Raw genomic sequence first — 21,984 nt, 5'->3', positions numbered from 1 at the left:
GTAAGTATATATTTATAAGTTAGTTTTAAGTGTCTTTTTAGTAAATGACTATTTTATTACCTTCTTTTTTGGTCTTAAAGGTCTTTACATATTTTAGGGATTCTAAAATATTATCTAAAGAGTCGTCTTCGAAAGTTGCTGTAAACTGGTATTCTAGTATCTCTGTCAAACGTACATCAAACTTAACGTCAAATGCACGCTCAAGATCTTTTAAGATGGTCTCGCCTTTGGCGTTTTGGAATACAAGACGTTTTTGCATCCAGGCTACTTCTCCAATAATTGTATTACTGGTCTCCATGATAGGAACCATATTTTTCACCTTACTTTCAGATAAGAGCTGATTTCTATCCATTACAAATTTTTGTAATGGTTTTAACAGAACCTGTCTTTTATGTGTCTCCTTATCTAAAATCTCAAGGGAGCCACTAATCAAACTTGTTTCTGAAACCTCACCAACATAGTTTTTGAGGTTAAAGGTAGTTCCTAGCACGCGTATGTTATAACTGACTCCCTCAATAACAAAAGGATGAAGCGGATCATGCTTTACGTCGAAATATCCCTCACCGACCAACTTGACAGTTCTATTAACCTGACCATATTCTTTATCGTAAACAAGCTGACTACCAGCATTAAGAATTACCTTGGTGCCATCTGGCAATATAACGATTCGCTTTTCCTTATTCATCGTCTGCTGCTTGACCAAATCAGTGATATCCGAGGATAAAGAGACAACATCGTTGGATCTGGGGGAAGAAAAGTCAAATTTGAATAAAAGAGCTCCTAATCCCAGAAAAACAAGTAAACAGGCGGCAGCTGCATATCTCCAATATGGATAACTTTTGACGGAAGGGATCTCAATCGACTCTTTTAAGGCAAAACGAATCTCTGCTTTGCGTTGATAGTCAACTTGGAGATGACTCCCTTCATTTAAAGAGGAATAATAGTTTTCTAATAGAGATAGTTCTTCTATAGTAATAATTCCTATCTCATATTTTTCAATGAGTTCTATCAGCTTTTGTGAATCCACGGTTTATGATTTTTTAACATTAGTATAACATAGGGTAGAAAATCCCCTACTCCAACCTGAACTTATTTTAAAATAAATTTGTTCTTGTTATAATGCGAAGAAAAGACAGTACAGACTCGTACAAAATGCAAGTACTATTCTGAGAAGAAAAGTATGAAGAGAACTCTAGCTGAAATATTTAGAATCTTGACAGCCTTCGTAATATGGTTTTCTACAGTTTTTGTGCTAATCCCAAGTTTATCAGCTATTTCTTTGTGCGATAGTCTGTCTATACGGCTCAGTACGAATACTTCTTTACATTTTTCGGGCAATTCATCTAATTTGAAATAAAGAAATTTAAGAGCTTCCTTATTCTCTAACAGTTGGTGTGGTGTGAGCTCATTTGTCTGTTGCAAATGCTCACCAAAACGGGCTAGCCCTTCATCCCTATTGAGCGACGTCTTTATCTGTTGAAACACTTTATATTTGACAATAGTGTGCAAATAAGTGCTCAGCGAATGGGTAAGAACAAGATTAGCCCGTTTCTCCCAGATATAGCTAAAGGTGTCCTGCAATAAATCTTCAACAATGAATTTATCATAAAGACCTTTTGAAGCATAAAAAAAAAGCTTATCGTAATAACGGTCATAAATTTCTAACAGAGCCTGCTGGCTACCATCACGCAGCTCAGCTAAAAGGTTCAGGTCAGACTTTATGCTCTTTTCTCTACTCACGGACAGAAAGATTTAGAAGTTATGATGCCAACAAAGATACACAAAGATATAATATCAGTCTATAATGACAATACAGATGTGATTTTCAAACGCTACAAGACATAAAATAGATTACAGACTCGGTACATCTATTTAGACAATAAATTTTTCCTAATTTTATCGGCTGACATATTTAACTTAATGAATAGCTACAAACAACTTTCAGATCAACAACTTGTAATTCTTCTTAAAAAAGAGGACAGACTTGCATTTGCTGAAATTTATGAGCGCTATGCCATAGTACTGTACTATAAAGTAAATCAGATATTACGGGATGAAGATGCCTCCAAGGACGTGATCCAAGATCTGTTTACTTTTATCTGGGAAAGATCGGATAATCTGGATGAGAATCAAAATCTTTCAGGTTATTTATATATTGCTTCTCGAAGTCGTGTCCTCAATCTTATACAAAAAGGTAAAACGAAAAGTGACTATCTATCGGAAATTGGTAAATTCAGTGAGATCGTAGCCAACGAAACCCTCGAAAAACTAGATGAAAAGGAACTTTTAAGACTGGTTACGAATGAGATAGATAAACTTCCAACTAAGATGCGAGAAGTATTTCAACTGAGCAGGATTGAAGATCTGTCCCATCGCGAAATAGCTCAAAAGCTGGGCATCAGTGAGACTACTGTTAAAAAACAGGTACAAAATGCGCTAAAAATACTTAAGCAACGACTTTCTATGTATAGTTCTTACGGACTATTACTTTTAGTTTTTTTGAGAGGGCATTAACAACCTCTAAAACAATACTATTAAGTTATCGTTAAGAAAAAAACATTTTTTTTTAATTTTCATCTACTCCCAACCTTCTTCTCATTTGTATTATAACTATCTAGGTGAATACTAACCAGTCAAAAGATACAATGAAAAGGAAAATAGGAAAGAAGCTTTTAAAAAAGTATCTCTCGGGAAAATCTTCTGAGAAGGAAAACCGTATCATCGAGGATTGGTATGCCTACCGGACTATCGTTGCATCTGAAGACTATGGAACAGAAGACTATGCACGCATTAAATCGGAAATATGGGAGGCTTTAGAAAGTAAATCACTGCGATCAGGTACTTCTAGATTTAAATGGTTGCCTTACGCGGCTGCTCTAATCCTTACACTGACTTTTGCTGGAATGTACCTATACCGTACATCATCTAAGATTTATTCTGTACAAAACTATAGCGGAACTCCCATAAATCCAGGAAAAGCAGGCGCCACACTCACATTGTCAGATGGTACTAGAATTGATTTAAGTGAAGCCAATGTCGGTCAGCTTACAACAGAATCCGGGGTTATTGTCTCAAAATCGGCAGAGGGGTCTTTAGTCTATCGCTTCGAAAAACCTAGTCGCGAAAGTGCTAATACAAAAAATACATTGTCCACGGCAAAAGGCGAGACTTATCAATTGGTACTACCTGACGGATCTAAAATCTGGCTGAATTCTGCATCGTCTATATCATTCTCTTCTACTATAGGGCACGGTAGTATCCGCAAGGTTTCTCTTGAAGGAGAGGGATACTTTGAGATCGCAAAATCAAAAATCCCATTTGTGGTAGAGACTGCTTCACAAAAAGTAGAAGTACTTGGAACTCATTTTAATATTGAAGCGTATAAAAGTGGAGAAGCTGTGGTCAAAACGACCCTCATTGAAGGTCGTGTGAAAGTACTCTCCAACGGCGAGTCATCCATACTTTCACCAGGTCAACAGGCTGTTAGCAAAACAGGGCGTTTAAGTATACACGAGGAAGATTTAGAAACTGTGCTTGCGTGGAAGAATGGTTTCTTCAAATTTGACGGCAACCTGGTTGATGTAATGGAAACCTTAAGTCGCTGGTATGATGTAAAGGTGGATTATCGAGCTGATGTTCCCAAAGAATTAAGTTTATGGGGATATGTATCGAGATCAAATGATCTTGTCTCAATTCTAAGTCAATTGGAACGCACGAACAAAATAAGGTTTGAAATTCAAGGACGAAAAGTAACCGTATTGCCTCATTAATAATCAAGAATAATATGAATAATTAAACTTATTTCAAGAAAGGTCGGATAGCAAAAAAACCGTAAAGTGTGCTACCACTTTACGGCAAATCGGGGTCAACGTAAGCTATCAGATTATTCACATGCTCTGCTAAACAATCTAAAAAAACACTAATCATTAAACCCAAAAACAAAAGTATGGAAAAAAATGCTTTAATGCACCTATGGCGGTATATGTCACGACCACCAAAAATGTTATTAATTATGAAGTTAATATTCTTATTCTTAACCACACTGTTCGTACACAGTTATGCAAGCTCTTATGGCCAGAACGTCAGTATTACCGAAAGAAATGTTACCCTGGAAACTGTCGTTAAAAAACTGCGGCAGCAAACAGGCTACGATTTCCTATTGGATAAAGAAGTGCTACAAGGAGACAAGAAAATAGACCTTAGCTTAAAAAGCGTAAGTCTGGAACAAGCACTCGAGCGCTTATCCAAAGAACATAATTTACAATATACCATCAAAGGAAAATCGGTAGTCATTACAAAAGGGAAATCCAGTGCAATCGTACCATCTTCCAACAACACTGTCCAACAAGGACTGGCGGGGCTGGTAATTGATGAAAAAGGAACTCCTCTTATCGGTGCTACCGTAAAGGTGAAAGGGAGCACTCTAGCATCCGTTACAGATAATAAGGGTTTTTTTCGCTTTGAAAGACTGGAAATCGGTGATATTCTGGAAATAACTTATGTTGGATATAAAATAAATGAAACTGCTGTCACAAGCGGCCAACTGGCGCAGAAGGAGTATTTGATAATACACATGAAGCCACTAATGGAAAACCTAGAGGAAATCACCATTGTAAACACAGGCTATCAGAAAATAAGCAGAGAAAACGTAACTGGATCGGTGACCACTATAGGTAGCAAAGAACTTAGCAGAAGAAACGCCGTAAATATCATGGAAAATCTTGAAGGAGTGGTACCTGGTCTGGTGCAGTATCAGGGAAAAGCCAGCATACGGGGTGTAAGCACACTAGATGCAAATGCAAATATATTGATCGTTGTCGATGGACTTCCTATTGAAGGATCTATCAGCGACCTGAATCCTTACGATGTGGAGAGTATAAGCGTACTGAAGGATGCAGCGGCCGCTGCGATCTATGGTGCCCGAGCTTCTAATGGGGTCATTGTAGTCACAACTAAAAATGCTCAGGAAAAAGGAAAAACCATTGTAGAAGCTGCCGCAAACCTGACTTTAACACAAAAACCTGATTATAGCTACAATAACTATATGACCCCCAGTCAACAAGTAGAATGGGAAAGTAATTATTATAAGTGGTGGTTTTCGGGAGGTAACGGCTCTGTTGCCAATCCCATAAATCAATTGGAAAGCGATATAAACACAGGTAATCCTATATCGCCTATACGGTATAGTTATTACCAGTTCACCAAAAATGAAATTTCACAAACACAGTTGGACGCTATTTTAGACAGCTACAGACAAAATGATTTTGCTAAAGAATACCGGGAGCATGCTTTATTAACGGGAATTGGGCAACAGTATAACCTGGCTTTGCGTACCAACAGTGGACGAACACAAAATAATTTAGTCATCAACTATACTTCCAATAATCAAGGCATTATCAATGCTTTTGATAAGCAGATCAATCTTCATTATAAAGGTACGTATACACCTGATAAATGGCTTGATATCAATTATGGAGTAAATAGCGTAATTGGTAAAAACAAAATACATAATAACCAATTTGCAACTACTCCATTTAATGTGCCGTCATACTATAGATTATTAAACGATGATGGTAGCCGGGCATATTACACTACAAATAGATTTAACGCATACAACAATATATTTGAAACTATTCCGGGACTGTATTCGGCAGAATTTAATCATCTAGATGAACTGGAACGTGACTTTAAGAACACCTCCTCCCTTCATACTCGTTACTATGTAAACATGGATATCAGACCTATACAAGGACTTATATTGAGTCCTATGTTTCAGTATGAAGATATTCGAACGGATATGTCGGGCTATTCGGAAGCGGAAAGTTATACAATGCGCTGGCTACAGAATGTATACACTAAAACTGACGGAACCTATGCTGCAATGCTGCCTAAAGGAGGTAAACTGAATACCTCAGCGCTAAGAAGTCCTAACTACACCGCTCGTATGCAAGCTAATTATGATCGTAGCCTAGAGGATCACCGGATTATAGGTTTAGCAGGTTTTGAGATACGCCAGACTCGTAATTATGGCCAACATGGAATTTTGTTGGGATATGATGACCAGCTTCAGACTCAATTTACAAACAATGTGAACTTTAATGACCTTTTCAATAGAAACATGGGGACATTCTGGAATATGAACTACCCAACAAGACAATACCATTTCTTTGAAGAACTATCTACTATGGGATTAGAGCGAGACGAAATGCATCGATTTGCCTCAGGTTATGCTAATCTGACCTATAGCTTCAAACAGAAATATAATCTATTTGGATCTCTGCGCAAGGATTATGCAGACCTTTTTGGTGGAGACGAGCGTTATCGAGGAAAACCCCTTTGGTCGATGGGGGCTTCTTGGGTCGTATCCAATGAAGATTTTATAAAGGCTCACACTTGGATTAACTATTTAAAGCTTAGAACATCTTACGGTTTAACAGGGAATATTAAAAATGTAACAGCGCGCTTAGCCGCGACCTCGGGAACGAATAATCTGACACAACTTCCGAACGCTACAGTATCAAACCCACCTAATGATCAATTGCGCTGGGAAAAAACGGCAACAACAAATGTAGGTGTTGATTTTTCAACATTTGACAACCGTCTAAAAGGGACACTAGACTGGTACCATCGGAAGGGAACAGATCTATTTGCTGTAAAAAGAATGGATCCCTCAGAAGGTTTCAATTCAATGATTATTAACAATGCAAGCATGGTAAACAAAGGGCTCGAATTCAGTCTTAGTTATGATTGGATGAGATCAGAAAGCTTATTTAGATGGACGTCTCAGCTCACCGGTGCATGGAATAAAAACAAAATAACCGAAGTGGATGAATTGACCAGAAATCCAATTACATTGGCCGGAGGAGGTTCTTACAAAGTTGGATATCCGGTAAACTCAATATTTTCTTTCCGCTTTGCAGGATTGGATGATATGGGTATGGCCCAGTGGTTTAATACAGCTGGTATTCCTACAAAAACAACCCTCGGGCCTACAGAGGCTGAAGCTATCGTATACTCGGGTAGTGAAGACCCTAAAGTCAATATCGGCTTTAACAACGATTTTTCATACAAAGGCTTTGATATTGGTATATATGCGATATATTATGGAGGGCATCATTTTAGAGCTAGACCTGTACCACTACCCTACCAAATGCCTAACTACGGTTCGTTGCCATCCTATCTATTGGAAAGTTGGTCGCCTACTAATAAAGATACAGATGTACCAGGAAGTGGCGAATTTTATCAAATCCCTCCTACTAACCAATACTATTATTCGGACAATCTGGTTCGTAAGGCCGATTTTATCAAAATCAGAAATATTGTATTTGGTTATACCGTACCACAACAGATAAGTTCGAAAGTAAGAGCTAATAACTTAAGGATACGTCTCCAACTTAATAATCCAAAATCAATATGGATAAAACAGAACGACGTACATATAGATCCGGAAACAGGTAGCGCACCTATTCCGACTTCGTTTGTATTTGGTCTTAACGCTAATTTTTAAAAAAATGAAAACAAGATTATATATATATATTTTATGTAGCATACTGCTACTAAGTACAGTTATCAGTTGTGCAAAATATACGGACTTTGTACCAAAGGGTCAGAACCTATTGGATCGAGTAGAGGATCTTGACCAATTGCTCAACGTGCAGTATTCTGGAAGTACTTTTAATATGAATCGTCTTTCACTGATAGCAAATGATATGTATCTTCTGGCATACAATGTTCCAAATGTTATATCATCGAATGTGGTTACTATGGACAAGGTATTGCTCACCTATGATGAAACTGCTGATCGGGCAGCGCTAACCCCTACCGATGGCCGTTATGATGGTCTTTACAAAAACATCGCCATGGTCGCTAATATTGTATTGACTAATGCGAATAGTGCAAAAGGTGATCAAAAATTATTAGCCCAACTGAAAGCTGAAGCTTATGTGTTAAGGGCATTCATGCACTTCCTTTTGGTCAATATGTATGCTAAGGCCTATGATCCAAGTACTGCAGCCACGGATGGTGGCATCCCTTATGTCAAAGACATAAACTTTGAAGAGGTTAATACTAAAAATACCGTAAAGGAGGTATATGATAATCTGTTGGAAGATGTAGAGACTGCCTTGGCACTAAATACGTTGCCTGATCATCCCAAGAACAGTATGCGAGTAGGCAAAGGATTTGCTTATGCGGTGAAGGCCAAAATACTGCTATCTATGCGCAACTACAGTGAAGCGCTCATAGCCACGAATGAAGCACTAAAGTATAATAGTACTTTAGAAGATCATAGACCCTTATTAGCTGAGCCTGTACTAGAGAAAAGAACTTTAACCCGCTCTGGCTTAAAAGCTCCAGACAACCTATTTTATGCCTTTTCGAATGCCTTTGACCCTTCAATACTTACACCCACCTATGAAATTCTCAGTGACTATTACGAGCCTGGAAATATTATTAAAGATAGAACTAACGTTTACAATTATCAGTTCGGATTTCTATACGTAGGTCTCCAAAATATTCCTGCTTGGATAGCTCAGCTATATGAGTCTAACAGTGCGGGATTGACTGTTTCAGATCTAGTTATGATGAAATCTGAGTGTCTGATAAGGACAAATAAGATAGCTGAGGGTATGGCAGAAATTGAAAAAATCCGCGTACGACGCATTGATCCCGCAGTCTATGTACACCTCTCTGCAAGTGACGAAGTACAAGCTATGGCTCATCTAAAAAAGGTATCCAGGATTGAGTTCCTATTCACCTGGAGAAATTTTGTCAACATAAAAAGATGGAACAGTGAAGGTACATATGCTGAAACTATTCGAAGGACAATTAATGGAAAGACGTATACATTATCTCCCAAATCCCCATTATGGATTTTACCATTCCCGCAGAGCGCGACTCAATTTAATGAAACACTTACCCAGAATTATTAAAACAAAAAAAATGACAAATAAAATAATGCTTTTAATAGTGTCAATCTGCACACTATTTTTAAATACCACTTTTGGCCAAAACAATGGTAAACTAGGTGTCGGTGATATCGCTCCTGAAATCCGCTTTTCAAAGTGGTTAAAAGGTCCTCAATTTAATACCTTTGATCCCCAGCAGATCTATGTTATGGAGTTCTGGGCAACATGGTGTGGCCCCTGTAAGCAAGCTATGCCCCATTTAACCGAGCTTCAGAAACAGTATGAAGGAAAAGCCACATTTGTAGGAGTAAACGTATGGGAGAAGATTTCTAAGGGAGAAAGCTATGAAACGGTCGTGCCTAACGTAGAGAAATTTGTTAGAGGCAACGACACGAATATGGGCTATACTGTATTCGTCGATAATGGCGAGCAGCATATGGGCAATAATTGGCTAAAAGCAGCTGGACAGAATGGTATACCGGCAAGCTTTATTATAAAAGATAACCGCATAGTTTGGTTAGGACATCCAAATGGATTAGACGCAATCCTACCAAAAGTACTTGACGGTAGCTTTGACGAAAAAGCATTTAAAGCGGAAGCTGATAAAAATGCTCAAAAAGAACGAGAATATATGGAAGCAAGGATGGCCTTATTTAATCCAATACAAGAAGCTCTATTGGCAAAAGATCATAAAAAAGCCTTTGCTCTAATGGATAAATTAACGAGCGAAAAACCAGAGTATAAAAAGATGATGGATATTACCAAATTCAAAACTCTTCTGACAGAAATTGATGAGAGACAAGCTGTGGATTTTGCTAAAGAAGCTTTAGTTGCCGATCCGTCAATCTCCTCACTCTTATTGGCTGAAATCTACAAAGTAGACGGACTATCGAATGAAACATACATTTGGTTAGCAGACAACTTTCCTGATAAAGATAAAATAACTAATCCTCTTGTCGCTGACGCCATTGCTACCTGCTATGCCAAAGGTGGTAATTTTGAGAAAGCTATTATCAGTCAGAAAAAAGCATTGGAGATCGCTGAAAAAGCACTCAAAGAAGGTACTATGGTCGGCACTGTTATGGATTACACGGTGCAAGAGTATAAAGATAAAATTGCTCTTTATAAAAAAGGCGAACTTAAATGATCCGTTATGTAGTTGACTGGAAAAGCGGAAAATAATCGTCTACCTTTTTAGTTATTCAAATGCGAAGTCTAACTGGACTTCGCATTTCTAGTTTTATATAATTTGTGAAGCCCGTAGATACTTTAAAATGAAATTGAGCTAGCACGATCCTCGAAACCCTAATTTGCTATGACAGTGTTTTTTGCTTCTAATGCATTAAGATCCCCTTAATAATATCAAAAAGTACATGTAAAGCATACTTAGATGAGTGATTAAAAAAGAAGGAAAGCAACAGCACTTTTCATTGCATTAAACTCTTCAACGGTAAGTCCGGTACCCTTAGCAATATTTGGCGAGCAAAGTAAAGCCACTCTTACGGAAAGCAATTGGGTAGCACCAGAATCGGTCGAAATAATATCATTTAACGCCCTTATATCGCTTGGTCCTCCATGCGATATAGGTAATACATCGCGGATAGATTTGCGGAAATTATTCTAAACTAAAACCTGTACCTTTTGCCAACCGGGAGACTTTTTATATTTTAATCTTATAATATTGGCATTTTTAATATTTATGTATCTTTAAAAAATGAACCAAGAGAAAAAGAAACTTTTAGATCTAATTCATGAGGAAATAATTGAGAGCTACAAACTTAAATTTGCCCCATCTGAAATGGGAACTGATATCGTGACATTATAGAGTGCGTAAGTTTTTGTAGGATTTATATTTCAAAAAATTAAGATGAGTTACTACCAAGAAGAGGAAGATCACAGATCATCCGCAAAATTTTATGGGTTATTATTTAAAATAGCTTTTAACATTGCTATCATAATCATATTGTATAAATTATTATATACCCCCAATTATCCCGAAGAGCTAAGAAACTCTTCGGCACTGTACATAATGCCAATAATTGGAACAGTGGGTACATACTTTTATTTAACCTATTGGTTTGGGTGGAAAAATAGTTTATACATTGTAGGTGTAGCAGGATTTTCTATTGGTTTGATGGCTTTGACGAGTTTTGAAACATTATCGACACTTTATGGGCTAGGCTTGTTAATAGCCTTAGGTTATGGTGCTTACTTATTGGTAAAAATGATTGTTCAAGCTTTTGTCAAAAGGCGCTAACAAAACTCTTATCTCCCTCTATTATAAGTTGTAATAAGCATTTTCTAATATCCTATGCTGGTGAGTCTCCATGCAGATGACTCTTTTCAAAGAGAGGTTTTTCCGAATTCAATTCCTGATTCTATTTAAATACTTACAATCTAAGGACACACACTCAACACAAAATAGCCCTCGCTAGGACACAAGGGCTATACCAAACCAATTTTAAACCGCTAGCGCGGGACCTTTTTATGAATATTTAAATATAACACTTCTATCATTATAACACAACACCTGAGCAAGCACTCGCATCGCCCTAACGGGAGCTGATAAAACAGCAATAGCCACCCAGTCGTACCGGATGGCTATCTTAATCTGTTATATATGTATGTATTCTAGCTAAAGCTTTTCGATCTCTTCAACAGTTAATCCAAGAATCTCGGAGATCATCTTGACCTCAAATCCATTCTTCAACATCTTAATAGCAGACTCAATAGCTTTTTTATGCTCGCCTTCAGCCAAACCTTCTGCTCGACCTTCTGCTCGACCCTCAGCCTTACCCTTGGCATGGCCAGAGCGTAAGGCAGAATTAAAAACGCTTTCCGCATCCCGTCTTTGTTTTAAACTTGCTTCGTATGACATCAGATCCTCCTCTTTTAATTTTCCTATCTCTCCTATAGCAAAGATACGACCAAATATCCGTTTGTCCAAAAATGAAGGTAGCTTATCCATGGTACTCAGATGCTTAAGAAGATAGAGCCATTGATCCATTATCGTCTCTAATTCCTCTGGCTGCTTATTAAAAACAGGAAGGGAGACCATCTTATACCCTAGCTTGTCATAAAAAACCTCATGGGTATGCTTATCACATAACGCAACATCATAAAAATAGGGGCGATCGGTCTCGCGGGACAGCGCAACATTCGCCCCTCCATTCATATCGAATTCCAGAATACCCACAAAGTAGACTTCCGGCAAATGATAATCATTCCCTTTCTTCCCTTTGGCAAGCTGCTTATTAATCAACCGCGAGGTATAGAACACAGCACGGTCTTTAAAAAACTCCTGGAATAATTGTTGAAATTCGACTATAAAAATTTCACCATCACTACCTATGCAGTGTAAATCAAAAACAACGCGACGCATATCTTCCTGATCACCATCATGCTCTACGGTCTTATACTTGAGATCAGCAATTACTTTTTCACCTTCAAACAGACTGTTAAGAAATTCGATCAATAAGATCTTATTTTCTTCCCGGCCAAAATAAAACTTCATCCCAAAGTCGGTTCGTGGATCGACATACTTACCCAGATGCTTCTTTGATTTAGTCATATCGTTTAATCATTGGTTATTAAACAAATATACAAACATAAAATCGTTAAAACTAAAATAATTAGCAACTAAAATCAAAAATGGCAAATAACAATCTAAAGGATAGAAGAGAATTTACCGAAAGAAAAAACTAAACCATGAAAAGAGAGAATCTAAATAAATCCCCCTTAAAAGCCCCCTAATACGGGAAACAAACTAATTTTCGAAAAATAAATAAAAAACGATTTGACAGATCGGAATTTCTTCAGAAAACAAATAGATTTAACAAAATATTCGGAAGTATAATTTTCTGACTGCGATCTAGGATAGGCTACTTACATTTGTGTCAGAATATAAAGTCTGTAATTTTTTTAGTTGGTCATTTTTAGTCAAATTGGCCAACTTTATTTCCTTTATGTTTCGAACAGTTTATTCAATTCGGGTTATTTTTGTTTAATTTAAAGCGTCTAAGGCTATCTGCCAAATACGCTTTATACTGTATCTTGAAGCTAAACTCCTATCAAAAAACTGAAATCGCACTCTTGGTGGCAGGAATAACACTATAACTTGTAAATACTAAATCCGGCATGTGATACGTATCACACCTGTCGCCCACTAACTGACTAATCCAGGCGTCATCCTGTCTATCTACCAGTGTCGTGAGGAATACGGCACCTTGTAGCTGTGTGGTTTGCATTTTAATCGAACCCAAAATATTAGAGGCCGACACCGGACCAATATTGAGGCCCAGCTGAGTCCTGAAACAAGAAATAATCTTGGTGATCTCACAATTGCCAATCTCCTGATAAAGGTCGGCAGGGATATTTACATAAGAGGAGACTAGTTCATTCGTTGTATACCCTAGCTTAATATCTTGCGACTTAGCGTCGAAATATTTCTTAGCAGCGGCAAGCAAACCGTCATTGAGCCGACTACTGACAAAGGCATCGACCTGGATACCGTGAAAAAGAAGTTGATGATATGCTTCCTGAAAGGTCATGCTGCAATGCACCTCTTCCATTATGTCTTCCCACTCTGACTCGGAATGCTGACGCAGATGGTCTTTCAAGAGGAAGCTATCTAATGCGTTAATTTCATTATCCCTAGAAAGCCGATCTAAAAGTGCATCTAAGGAACACTTCATAAACTCATCGCCTTGGAAATATTGTGGCAGGCGGGTCGGTAATATTAAAGATTGGGCGTGTTTTAGCATATAAAGCACTATTCGATCGTTGACCTGACCGGTAATGCCTGCATTTTCCTGCTTGACATACAGTACTCCTTCACGTCCATTATAATTGTAGTTGATGACAAAAATCGGTGTATTAAAAGTAATATCGTGCAAGTAAGGAACTGAAAAGTGATCATGATATTCGGAAGTCTGTGCTTTGAAACGCATTGCAATTTATCTAAGGGTTATGAAATAGCTACATAACAAATATCTTAACCAGCTGATAAAAAGAAAAGCAGTAACGAAACATTCAAAAAAAATATCTTGATATCTGTGATAGCGCTATAAAACACGGGTAAAAATGCTATTATTCAAGCAATTGTCCGCAAATTATTCGGAATGGTAGAAACGTTACCCTAGCCATTTTTTAATTGACCAAGACGAAACTTCTAAAAGGCACTTCTGTATCGAAATGTCTCCCTAAATAAATTACCATTTTGATCATGCCTACATTATCGAACTGAATAAGATGGCTATTGGTCTCCTAAAAATTGAGCGCAGGATGTGTGAGATAGAGATAACAAAGGCATTGGTAGGTTTATATTAAAAAATATAATCCAAGAAGCAACTTTATCAAATAAAACAGTATCACTAAGTGTCTTAAAATCCAATACAGCACAAGATTTGTACTTAAATATGGGCTTTAAAATAGTCGCTGAGGAAGAATCGTCTTACTTAATGAAATATTATTCTTAAATTTAAGAGATTCCTGTTGGCTCTTCAACATTTGAAATGTCCAAGAATTCTTTTTAGAGGGGGAATAGAATCTATCAGAATAAGGCAAAACCAATATAATAGTCAGCAGGAATGCAGTCATCTCATCTTCAATCTGCTTGCTATTTTGCTAAAGATTTCATTATTTAGCAACAATTTCTCAAAAGTATCCATGAGCATAAGTGCTAATCCTAAAGATAATGATATGCTTCTACGCTTTCAAAGCGGAGATGTCGTGGCACTGGAATACTTTATCAATAAGCATCAACGTGAGATGCTTTTTTTTGCTAAGAACATATTGAATAACCTAGAGGTAGCCGAAGAAATCATTGATGACAGCTTTCTAAAAACATGGAATCAACGAGAGAAACTAAGCAGCGCTTCTGAACTGAAGTCTTATCTGTATGTGGTCATACGAAATGCGTGTCTGGACTACTTAAAATCACCCAAAAACCGTCCTTCAGATATAAGTATAAATGACGAGCTTCTTATTTTGGCACCCGAGACCATTGAATCACATCTTATTTATACAGAGCTCCTCAACGCTATCTATGAGGAGGTCTGTAAATTACCCGAAAAACAAAAACAAGTATTCTTGCTCAGTTATTTTGATGGACTAACGACCGATGAAATCATGGAACGGCTATCCATATCGGCAAACGCGGTTTTTATCCATAAGCACGAGGCGACGAAAGCAATAAGGGCGCTATTCAAGAAGACCAATCCTTTTTTCTACCTTCTACTTTTCGCTAGTTTCCATTAGATTACTTTTTTTATTTTTTTTTCCAAAGATTTACCAAACACTTCTCGTTTTACTATTAAGACGACACCAATTGACTATCAATACGAATCAAGATGGAGCTAGATAGAAATGAAATTATTACGATTTTGCAGCAATATTTAAACAATGAGCTGGATGAACAGGGTAGACTAAAGTTAGAAAAATGGACAAATAGTTCGGAGGCTAATAAAAATATACTGCGAAAAATCGATGATGCTAACCAACTGCGAGAAGATCTTGAAAGTTTTCACAGTATACCTGTTGATATCGCTCGTACGTTAAAGCATATACAAAACGAGTCGCCGATACTAACTGCCGCAGAAGAAAATAGACCTATCAAAACGATTGGTTACTGGCTACCCTATGTAGCGGCAATTCTTCTTGTGATAGGTGGTGGAATAGGCACATGGATATATACTAAGCAAAACAGGACTGAACAAAGTCATGTAAGCGATATAAAACCAGCACAGGGTGAAGCCTACATCTTACTGGCTGATGGCAGCCGCATAGATCTTAACGAATCTAAAAGTGGAATTGTAGTCAATAAAGATGGAATCGTGTATACCGATGGATCGTCGGTGAGCGGTGAAACGGTGGAACCCGCTCAACTATTGTTATTACAGACTTCTCGTGGCGGCACTTATCAAATCGTATTATCGGATGGGACCAAAGTATGGTTAAATGCTTCTTCCAGCCTGCGATATCCTACGGTATTTGATAGTAACAGCCGTATGGTACAATTAAAAGGCGAAGCCTATTTTGAAGTGAGCCCGAACAAACAAAAGCCCTTTATTGTAAAAACTACCGATAATACTAAAGTGGAAGTACTGGGCACGCATTTTAATATAAACAACTATGCCAATGAAAAAACAATCAATACGACACTCATAGAAGGTAGTGTGCGCGTGCAACATAACAATAAACTAGCCGTACTAAAACCCGGTATGCAGGCTCGCATTGACCCAAACAAATCCAGTGGAGAAATAGCCATCTTACATGGAGAAAATATCGATCAGGTACTGGCTTGGAAAAAAGGGGTATTTAACTTTGACGGATCTGGCATAGAAGAAATCATGAAACAGCTCGAACGCTGGTATGATATCGAGGTGAACTATGCAGGCAACATACCACAGACGCGATTCTTTGGTGAAATAAGCCGCGAAGAAAGTCTCTCTGATATATTGAATGCCTTAAAGGAATCGGGTATTCGCTTCAAATTAAAAGAAAGGAGGTTAACGATATTAAGTAATTAACACCATATAAAAGAACAAATTCGACTAACAATTACGAGTCGACGATATACAAAAAAACCGGAAATGCAGCAACATTCCCGGTGAAAATTGGTCGACAAAAATGTGCAACATTTTAATTAACCTAATTAGTACAAAAATATGCAAAAAATAATTAATGCACACGAGCAAAAATCTCGATGCAAAAAGTTCAATGGCTGGACATCAGACGCTTTAAAGTGGATGGGAACATTACTTTTAGTGATCTCCTTATTTCCGGTTATGGGGCAAAAAATTACGCTTTCAACGAAAAAACTAGCGATGAAAGATGTATTTGCTGCTATCAAAAAGCAAACCGATTATTCTGTTTTCGGCAATTTAGATTTATTAGAAAAGGCTAAACCGGTAAGCATCGATGCCAAAAACATGCAACTTGATCAGTTTTTATCCTTAGTCGTAAAAGATCAACCATTTACGTATCGTATCGGAAACAAAACCATCTTTCTTTCGGAAAAAAATGCACCGCAAAAGAGCGAGGAAATCAAAAAGATATCGACACGGGATTCCTTAAAAATAACTGGTAGTATTGTAGACTCTCTTGGCAAGCCTCTGCCGGGAGCTAGCATCATGGTCCGAAATGCAAACAAATCTACAAAATCTGACCAAAATGGGAGCTTTCGTATAAACGTGGGTGAGGAAGATGTTTTACTCATTTCATATATCGGCTATCGCTCCCAACAGATACCTATCAACAAGCAAATAATGTCGAATGCGGCCGTAACTGTACGTCTTTTTCCCGACCTAAATAACGTGGATGAGGTATACGTGTCTGTCAATACGGGGTATCAAAGTATTGCGAGAGAACGAATTGCTGGATCCATTTCAAAACCTGACATGGATATCTATAACGACCGGGTCGGGACGATGAATGTGATTCAGCGGCTCGATGGTCTAATCCCCGGGCTCACGGTCAATAACGCGCCGGGCGGGGATCAATTTCAAGTTAGGGGTCTTTCGACTGTAGGCAGTACCATCAACATCGGTGGATTTGGAGTATCTACAACGAGCAGATCTCCGCTTTTTGTCGTGGATGGTGTCCCGTATGAAGATATCAGCTTGATAAACCCGAATGACGTACTGGAAGTAAACGTGCTGAAAGATGCTACCGCAGCATCCATATGGGGTACCCGCGCAGCGAACGGGGTAATTGTGATATCAACCAAACAAGGTCAGAAAGGTAGTGGAAAGTTAAAATTAGAATATAGCAACTTTTTGCGGATACAGACTAGGCCAGACTTAAGTTACCTACCTACCCTTGATAGCAGATCCTATATACAGGCTGCCCGGGAAAGCTTTGACGCAACGATCGTGCCTTGGACAAATATAAACGCTGGCACAACCCCCATAGTGGCTCCGCATGAACTGGCACTTTATGATCTGAGCCGGGGACTTGCGACTCAACAACAGGTCAACCAACGATTGGATAGTCTATCGCAACTCTCCAACAGTGCACAGATTTCTGATTTGTTCTTTCGAAATAATATTGTCAACAACCATTCGATAGCAGCCAGTGGTGCTACCGATAAATATGCTTTTTATGGCTCTTTGAATTATACCGGAAATAGAGGTATCGGCAATAGGCCGGATAACGCCAGTGATATATTTAAACTTAACCTCAGACAGGATTTCAAATTTGGTTCTAAAGTCAATCTTTACCTCGTAACGGATGTGACTAATAATATGGGGAGAAGTAATCCTTGGACAAATTTTGATTCTCGGTTTACGCCATACCAATTGTTTCAGGATGTCAATGGAAATAACATAGATATCTCTTGGCGTCAGCTCACGGATCAACTCCGTAATACAGCAGAATCCAGAGGAAAAACCGATCTAAGCTATGTTCCGCTAGATGAACCAGAATTTGGCTACACACGCACCAATGGTCTAGCGGTAAGGATAAACACAGGACTAAAAGTAGACCTGTACAAAGGATTAAGTTTTGAAGGTACGTATAGCTATACCAAAGGCAAAAATGAATCTCGGCAATTTGAGGATCAAAAGGCTTTTGATGTAAGAAAGGAAATCTTAAGCTACGCTGTATTCAATCCTTCTACGAATGCTGTAACTTATCATATGCCTCGTAACGGCGGGCGGTTGCGTACCTCTAATACCAGTAGAGAAGATTATACGCTGAGAAATCAGTTCGTATTTAACAAGAACTGGTCGGGTAGACAACATCAAATCACAGTACTGGCAGGAAATGAGATACAGTCACAAAGTACGGATAATGTCTTTGAACTGATCCGGGGCTTTGACGATAATCTAAATACGGTACAGATGGTGGACTATAAAACACTTTCATCTAGTACACTCCAAGGAATAATATATCCGACAACAGGCGGATTAGCTTTCTACTCACCTGATATTTATTCCGTACAAAATCTAGATGCTCGGCTAATATCCTTCTATTCTACGCTAACGTATATGCTATTTGAGAAATATGGCGTTAATGCGAGCTGGCGGATTGATCAATCGAATCTGTTTGGAAAAGATAAATCGGCTCAAAATAAGCCTGTGTATAGTATAGGGGGCGTATGGAATATTAAAAAAGAAAGTTTTGCCCATGAAATTGATTGGATGAATGAATTACGCTTACGAGCGACCTATGGTATCACGGGAAACTCGCCATCGCCAGGTACAGCTGCTTCAAAGGATATTTTACTAGCGCGTGTTCCCTCTGGATATACAGTACCTAATGGAAATATATACACCATCAATAGTCCAGCAAACAGAAGGTTGACCTGGGAACTCACCAAGAACACGAATTTTGGAATCGATTTTGGATTGCTTAACAATCGAATCACAGGATCCCTAGATGCTTATTGGAAAAAGACGGATGGATTACTTGACTTGATGTTGCTTAATCCTTTTGCAGCGGCGGTATCCCCTACCATCCTGGGCAATGCTGGAGAAATTAAAAACCGCGGTTTAGAGCTTTCGTTAACGACCAACAACATACAGCGCGGCAAATTTAACTGGAGGACAACCCTCAATGGTGCTTATAATACGAATCGCGTAACCCAGTCCTATAATGCCAATAGTATAACAACCGGAGCTCGAAAAGTCAGTGAACGAAACGTGCAAGGCTACTCCGCCTACGCTATTTTTGCCTACAATTACGTTGGTCTTGATGACCTGGGAGATCCTTTGATCCAATTGAGTGATGGTAGCACAACCAAAAAGCCAAATGTGTCTAAACCGGAAGACATCCTGTACTCGGGTACAACCCAACCCAAATGGTCTGGTGGTTTTAATAATAGTTTTCGATACGATGGCTGGAGATTACAAATCAATATGGTATTTAATGCCGGTCATGTGATGCGTAGAGATGTGAATAACAGATATACGACAGTCAATGCATATCAAAATAATTTTCATAGTGATTTTGCTGATCGCTGGAAGGCGGCAGGTGACGAGTTAACGACTGTTGTACCCTCTTTCGTAGGTAATACAAGTCTCAACAGTTCACGTCGTAGTACCTTTTATTATATGCTAGGTCATACAAATGTTCTGGATGCATCCTTTGTGAAGATCCGAGATCTAACACTCAGTTATAACCTCCCTCAGGAGCTGCTAGCGCCGCTACATATCAGTGATCTTCGTCTATTTGGTCAAGTGGGCAACATCATGCTCTGGAAAGCAAATAAACACGGTATAGATCCTGAATTTCAAGGCTTAGGAACTTTTGGGGGTACGCGGACGCTTCGTACCGGACAAAATACAATTTCTTTTGGGGCTAACCTTTCATTTTAACCGTTGAACTATGACTCTCTTAAATAAATTTGGCTTAATGTTGTTATTAACAACGCTCTTGACCTCCTGTGGAAAAGACTTCTTAGAAGTTGCTCCAAAAGGGAGCTTAATAGCCAGTAAAACCTTTGAGTATGAAAATATGCTCTATACTTCTCAATCCATCGGATTTGACATCCCGCTATTGGTGTTAGGCGATGATGTGTCGACGCTATCTACCTATTTTAATGCGACCAATTTACGATTCCAGCGCTTGTTTCGGTGGGAAGCGGATGTCTACGAGCAGGAACAAAGTGCCTCTGAACTGCAGGATCCGATAAAGAACATCTACCTCTATAATAAAATAATCAATGAGGTGATGAGTTCTGAAGAAGGATCGATGGCCTATAAACGAAGTATCCAAGCTGAAGCAATCGCTTCTCGAGCTTATTTTAACATGATGCTGGTCAATTATTACGGCAAGCCTTACAATCCAGAAACAGCTGCGACCGACCTCGGGATACCGCTTATCACTATAGCTGATGTGACACAAAACAATTTTACAAGGGCTACAGTCAAAGAGGTATACGAATCGATTATAGCAGACCTTAAATCTTCTATACCGGATATGCCTATAAATGTACCGCATAGACTTCGTATGTGCCGTGCAGCTGCAGAACTCACTCTGGCCAAAATCTATTGGTTTATGGCGGATTATAAAAGTGCGCTGGAGTGGATAAAAACAGCAAAAGAACACTTGCCGACAAGTTTCGAAGTGGGGCTATATGATTTTAACCAGACCTATACGAACCCTAATTGGTCAGTAGGATCAGGATTTAATAATATACAGGACGTGATGGTTCGGATAAGTATATCGCAATGGATACTGAACGGAAATGAAATCTTATTAGCACCTTGGGTAAACGAATTGTACAAACCAAATGATATGCGCTTAAAATCTTTTACAAATGTTCCGTATCAAGGAACGGGAACATTTCCGGTAACAGGAATGAAACGCAGAAAAGGTCCCACAGGCGCACAAGTAGCCCACGGTGTCACGATGCCTGACGTAACACTCATGCAAGCAGAATGTGAAGCACGCCTAGACCTGACAGATGAAGCGCGTACCACACTCGTGAATTTTAGAAAAATGCGCATGCCCGAGGCTGATGCTGTTGTGAATGCTGTATCTAAAGATGACTTGATAAGATTTGTAATTGAAGAGCGTGTACGGGAATTTGCTCTATATGGACATCGCTGGCTTGATATGCGAAGATTATCGAATGATCCGCTATTCAAGAATACGACCTATACACATATCACGTACGATGGTCAAAATGGCGCTATTATGGAATCACATACCTTAGATCCTTTAAGATTGACCCTACGTCTGCCTCGGGGAGTTATTGATGCAAATCCTGGGATGCCCAATAACCCCTAACTAAAGCCCGGAAGCTGATATTATCATCATTAGTTTTCGAATAGGGACTGTCCAAAAAGGTCAAAATTCTCGTCTTTTCGAGAGCTTGTACCGATTGTCTCCGACGAGCTCTTTACGTCGGAGACAATCGGTAAAGAATGACGAAGCAATCTGTATTTTAAGACAATTAGATTGCCACACCGTCGTTCCTCAGACTCGCTATGACGACTATTGGTTACTTTTTAGATTCTGTGTTAATATACAAGTCAATTTTATATTTTTTTGTAATTTTAGGTTTTAGGCGGTCTTGTACCAGCCTGTTTAGGGTAGCCCTCGTTGGCTGCCCTAATTTGTATCTACCTTA

At 38.7% G+C, this 21,984-nt stretch carries 15 protein-coding genes; 11 read left to right on the top strand and 4 right to left on the bottom strand.

Annotation, left to right across the window (positions count from 1 at the left end; translation table 11 throughout):
* Positions 1-37: 37 nt before the first annotated feature.
* Positions 38-1,027 (bottom strand): FecR family protein, encoded by a 990-nt coding sequence (locus JKG64_RS00075; RefSeq protein ID WP_210352316.1) that lies wholly within the window; start codon positions 1,025-1,027, stop codon positions 38-40.
* 134 nt (positions 1,028-1,161) lie between these two features.
* A complete protein-coding gene (locus JKG64_RS00070) occupies positions 1,162-1,740 on the bottom strand; it encodes an RNA polymerase sigma-70 factor (protein ID WP_210352315.1) in 579 nt (192 codons plus the stop codon).
* Between the two features lie 180 nt (positions 1,741-1,920).
* Here JKG64_RS00070 and JKG64_RS00065 point away from each other — a divergent pair, with 180 nt between their 5' ends.
* The 6 genes from JKG64_RS00065 (at position 1,921) to JKG64_RS00040 (ending at position 11,163) form a co-directional block, all read left to right on the top strand.
* Positions 1,921-2,514 (top strand): RNA polymerase sigma factor, encoded by a 594-nt coding sequence (locus JKG64_RS00065; RefSeq protein ID WP_021070485.1) that lies wholly within the window; start codon positions 1,921-1,923, stop codon positions 2,512-2,514.
* Between the two features lie 131 nt (positions 2,515-2,645).
* Positions 2,646-3,770, top strand: coding sequence for a FecR family protein (locus JKG64_RS00060; RefSeq protein ID WP_210352314.1), 1,125 nt, complete (start codon positions 2,646-2,648; stop codon positions 3,768-3,770).
* A gap of 242 nt (positions 3,771-4,012) precedes the next feature.
* Complete coding sequence (locus JKG64_RS00055; RefSeq protein WP_210352313.1) at positions 4,013-7,507, top strand: SusC/RagA family TonB-linked outer membrane protein; 3,495 nt, start codon at positions 4,013-4,015, stop codon at positions 7,505-7,507.
* Between the two features lie 4 nt (positions 7,508-7,511).
* A complete protein-coding gene (locus JKG64_RS00050; RefSeq protein ID WP_210352312.1) occupies positions 7,512-8,930 on the top strand; it encodes a RagB/SusD family nutrient uptake outer membrane protein in 1,419 nt (472 codons plus the stop codon).
* A 10-nt stretch (positions 8,931-8,940) separates the two neighbouring features.
* Positions 8,941-10,053 (top strand): TlpA family protein disulfide reductase, encoded by a 1,113-nt coding sequence (locus JKG64_RS00045; protein ID WP_210352311.1) that lies wholly within the window; start codon positions 8,941-8,943, stop codon positions 10,051-10,053.
* Between the two features lie 720 nt (positions 10,054-10,773).
* Positions 10,774-11,163: a hypothetical protein gene (locus JKG64_RS00040; protein ID WP_210352310.1), complete on the top strand. Its 390-nt coding sequence runs from the start codon at positions 10,774-10,776 to the stop codon at positions 11,161-11,163.
* A 378-nt stretch (positions 11,164-11,541) separates the two neighbouring features.
* On the opposite strand, the gene JKG64_RS00035 is transcribed toward JKG64_RS00040, so the two are convergent.
* Both JKG64_RS00035 and JKG64_RS00030 read right to left on the bottom strand, forming a co-directional pair.
* The gene (locus tag JKG64_RS00035) at positions 11,542-12,477 is read right to left on the bottom strand and encodes an Rpn family recombination-promoting nuclease/putative transposase (protein WP_210352309.1); all 936 of its coding nucleotides are present in this window, start codon (positions 12,475-12,477) and stop codon (positions 11,542-11,544) included.
* A 499-nt stretch (positions 12,478-12,976) separates the two neighbouring features.
* Entirely contained in the window at positions 12,977-13,855 is an 879-nt protein-coding gene (locus tag JKG64_RS00030) for a hypothetical protein (RefSeq protein ID WP_210352308.1), read from the bottom strand.
* Between the two features lie 360 nt (positions 13,856-14,215).
* On the opposite strand from JKG64_RS00030, the gene JKG64_RS23295 reads away from it, so the two are divergent.
* The 5 genes from JKG64_RS23295 (at position 14,216) to JKG64_RS00005 (ending at position 21,641) form a co-directional block, all read left to right on the top strand.
* Positions 14,216-14,383 (top strand): N-acetyltransferase, encoded by a 168-nt coding sequence (locus tag JKG64_RS23295; protein ID WP_210354279.1) that lies wholly within the window; start codon positions 14,216-14,218, stop codon positions 14,381-14,383.
* 190 nt (positions 14,384-14,573) lie between these two features.
* A complete protein-coding gene (locus tag JKG64_RS00020; RefSeq protein ID WP_210352307.1) occupies positions 14,574-15,164 on the top strand; it encodes an RNA polymerase sigma factor in 591 nt (196 codons plus the stop codon).
* A gap of 92 nt (positions 15,165-15,256) precedes the next feature.
* The gene (locus tag JKG64_RS00015; protein ID WP_210352306.1) at positions 15,257-16,435 is read left to right on the top strand and encodes a FecR family protein; all 1,179 of its coding nucleotides are present in this window, start codon (positions 15,257-15,259) and stop codon (positions 16,433-16,435) included.
* Positions 16,436-16,573: 138 nt separating this feature from the next.
* Complete coding sequence (locus JKG64_RS00010; protein WP_210352305.1) at positions 16,574-20,224, top strand: SusC/RagA family TonB-linked outer membrane protein; 3,651 nt, start codon at positions 16,574-16,576, stop codon at positions 20,222-20,224.
* A gap of 37 nt (positions 20,225-20,261) precedes the next feature.
* On the top strand, positions 20,262-21,641 hold the full coding sequence (locus JKG64_RS00005) for a RagB/SusD family nutrient uptake outer membrane protein (RefSeq protein WP_210352304.1): 1,380 nt from the start codon (positions 20,262-20,264) through the stop codon (positions 21,639-21,641).
* The last annotated feature ends 343 nt before the right edge of the window (positions 21,642-21,984 follow it).

The organism is Sphingobacterium tabacisoli, from assembly GCF_017908035.1.
Classification (GTDB): Bacteria; Bacteroidota; Bacteroidia; order Sphingobacteriales; family Sphingobacteriaceae; genus Sphingobacterium; species Sphingobacterium tabacisoli.
The sequence above is the reverse complement of the archived record's forward strand: the minus strand, read 5'-3'. Positions and strand labels throughout refer to the sequence as shown.

Excerpts from the sequence above, each read along its gene's own strand:
- JKG64_RS00065 (WP_021070485.1), top strand. The coding sequence starts at position 1,921 with ATGAATAGCTACAAACAACTTTCAGATCAACAACTTGTAATTCTTCTT.
- JKG64_RS00060 (WP_210352314.1), top strand. The coding sequence starts at position 2,646 with ATGAAAAGGAAAATAGGAAAGAAGCTTTTAAAAAAGTATCTCTCGGGA.
- JKG64_RS00055 (WP_210352313.1), top strand. The coding sequence starts at position 4,013 with ATGAAGTTAATATTCTTATTCTTAACCACACTGTTCGTACACAGTTAT.
- JKG64_RS00050 (WP_210352312.1), top strand. The coding sequence starts at position 7,512 with ATGAAAACAAGATTATATATATATATTTTATGTAGCATACTGCTACTA.
- JKG64_RS00045 (WP_210352311.1), top strand. The coding sequence starts at position 8,941 with ATGACAAATAAAATAATGCTTTTAATAGTGTCAATCTGCACACTATTT.
- JKG64_RS00040 (WP_210352310.1), top strand. The coding sequence starts at position 10,774 with ATGAGTTACTACCAAGAAGAGGAAGATCACAGATCATCCGCAAAATTT.
- JKG64_RS00035 (WP_210352309.1), bottom strand. The coding sequence starts at position 12,477 with ATGACTAAATCAAAGAAGCATCTGGGTAAGTATGTCGATCCACGAACC.
- JKG64_RS00030 (WP_210352308.1), bottom strand. The coding sequence starts at position 13,855 with ATGCGTTTCAAAGCACAGACTTCCGAATATCATGATCACTTTTCAGTT.
- JKG64_RS00020 (WP_210352307.1), top strand. The coding sequence starts at position 14,574 with ATGAGCATAAGTGCTAATCCTAAAGATAATGATATGCTTCTACGCTTT.
- JKG64_RS00015 (WP_210352306.1), top strand. The coding sequence starts at position 15,257 with ATGGAGCTAGATAGAAATGAAATTATTACGATTTTGCAGCAATATTTA.
- JKG64_RS00010 (WP_210352305.1), top strand. The coding sequence starts at position 16,574 with ATGCAAAAAATAATTAATGCACACGAGCAAAAATCTCGATGCAAAAAG.
- JKG64_RS00005 (WP_210352304.1), top strand. The coding sequence starts at position 20,262 with ATGTTGTTATTAACAACGCTCTTGACCTCCTGTGGAAAAGACTTCTTA.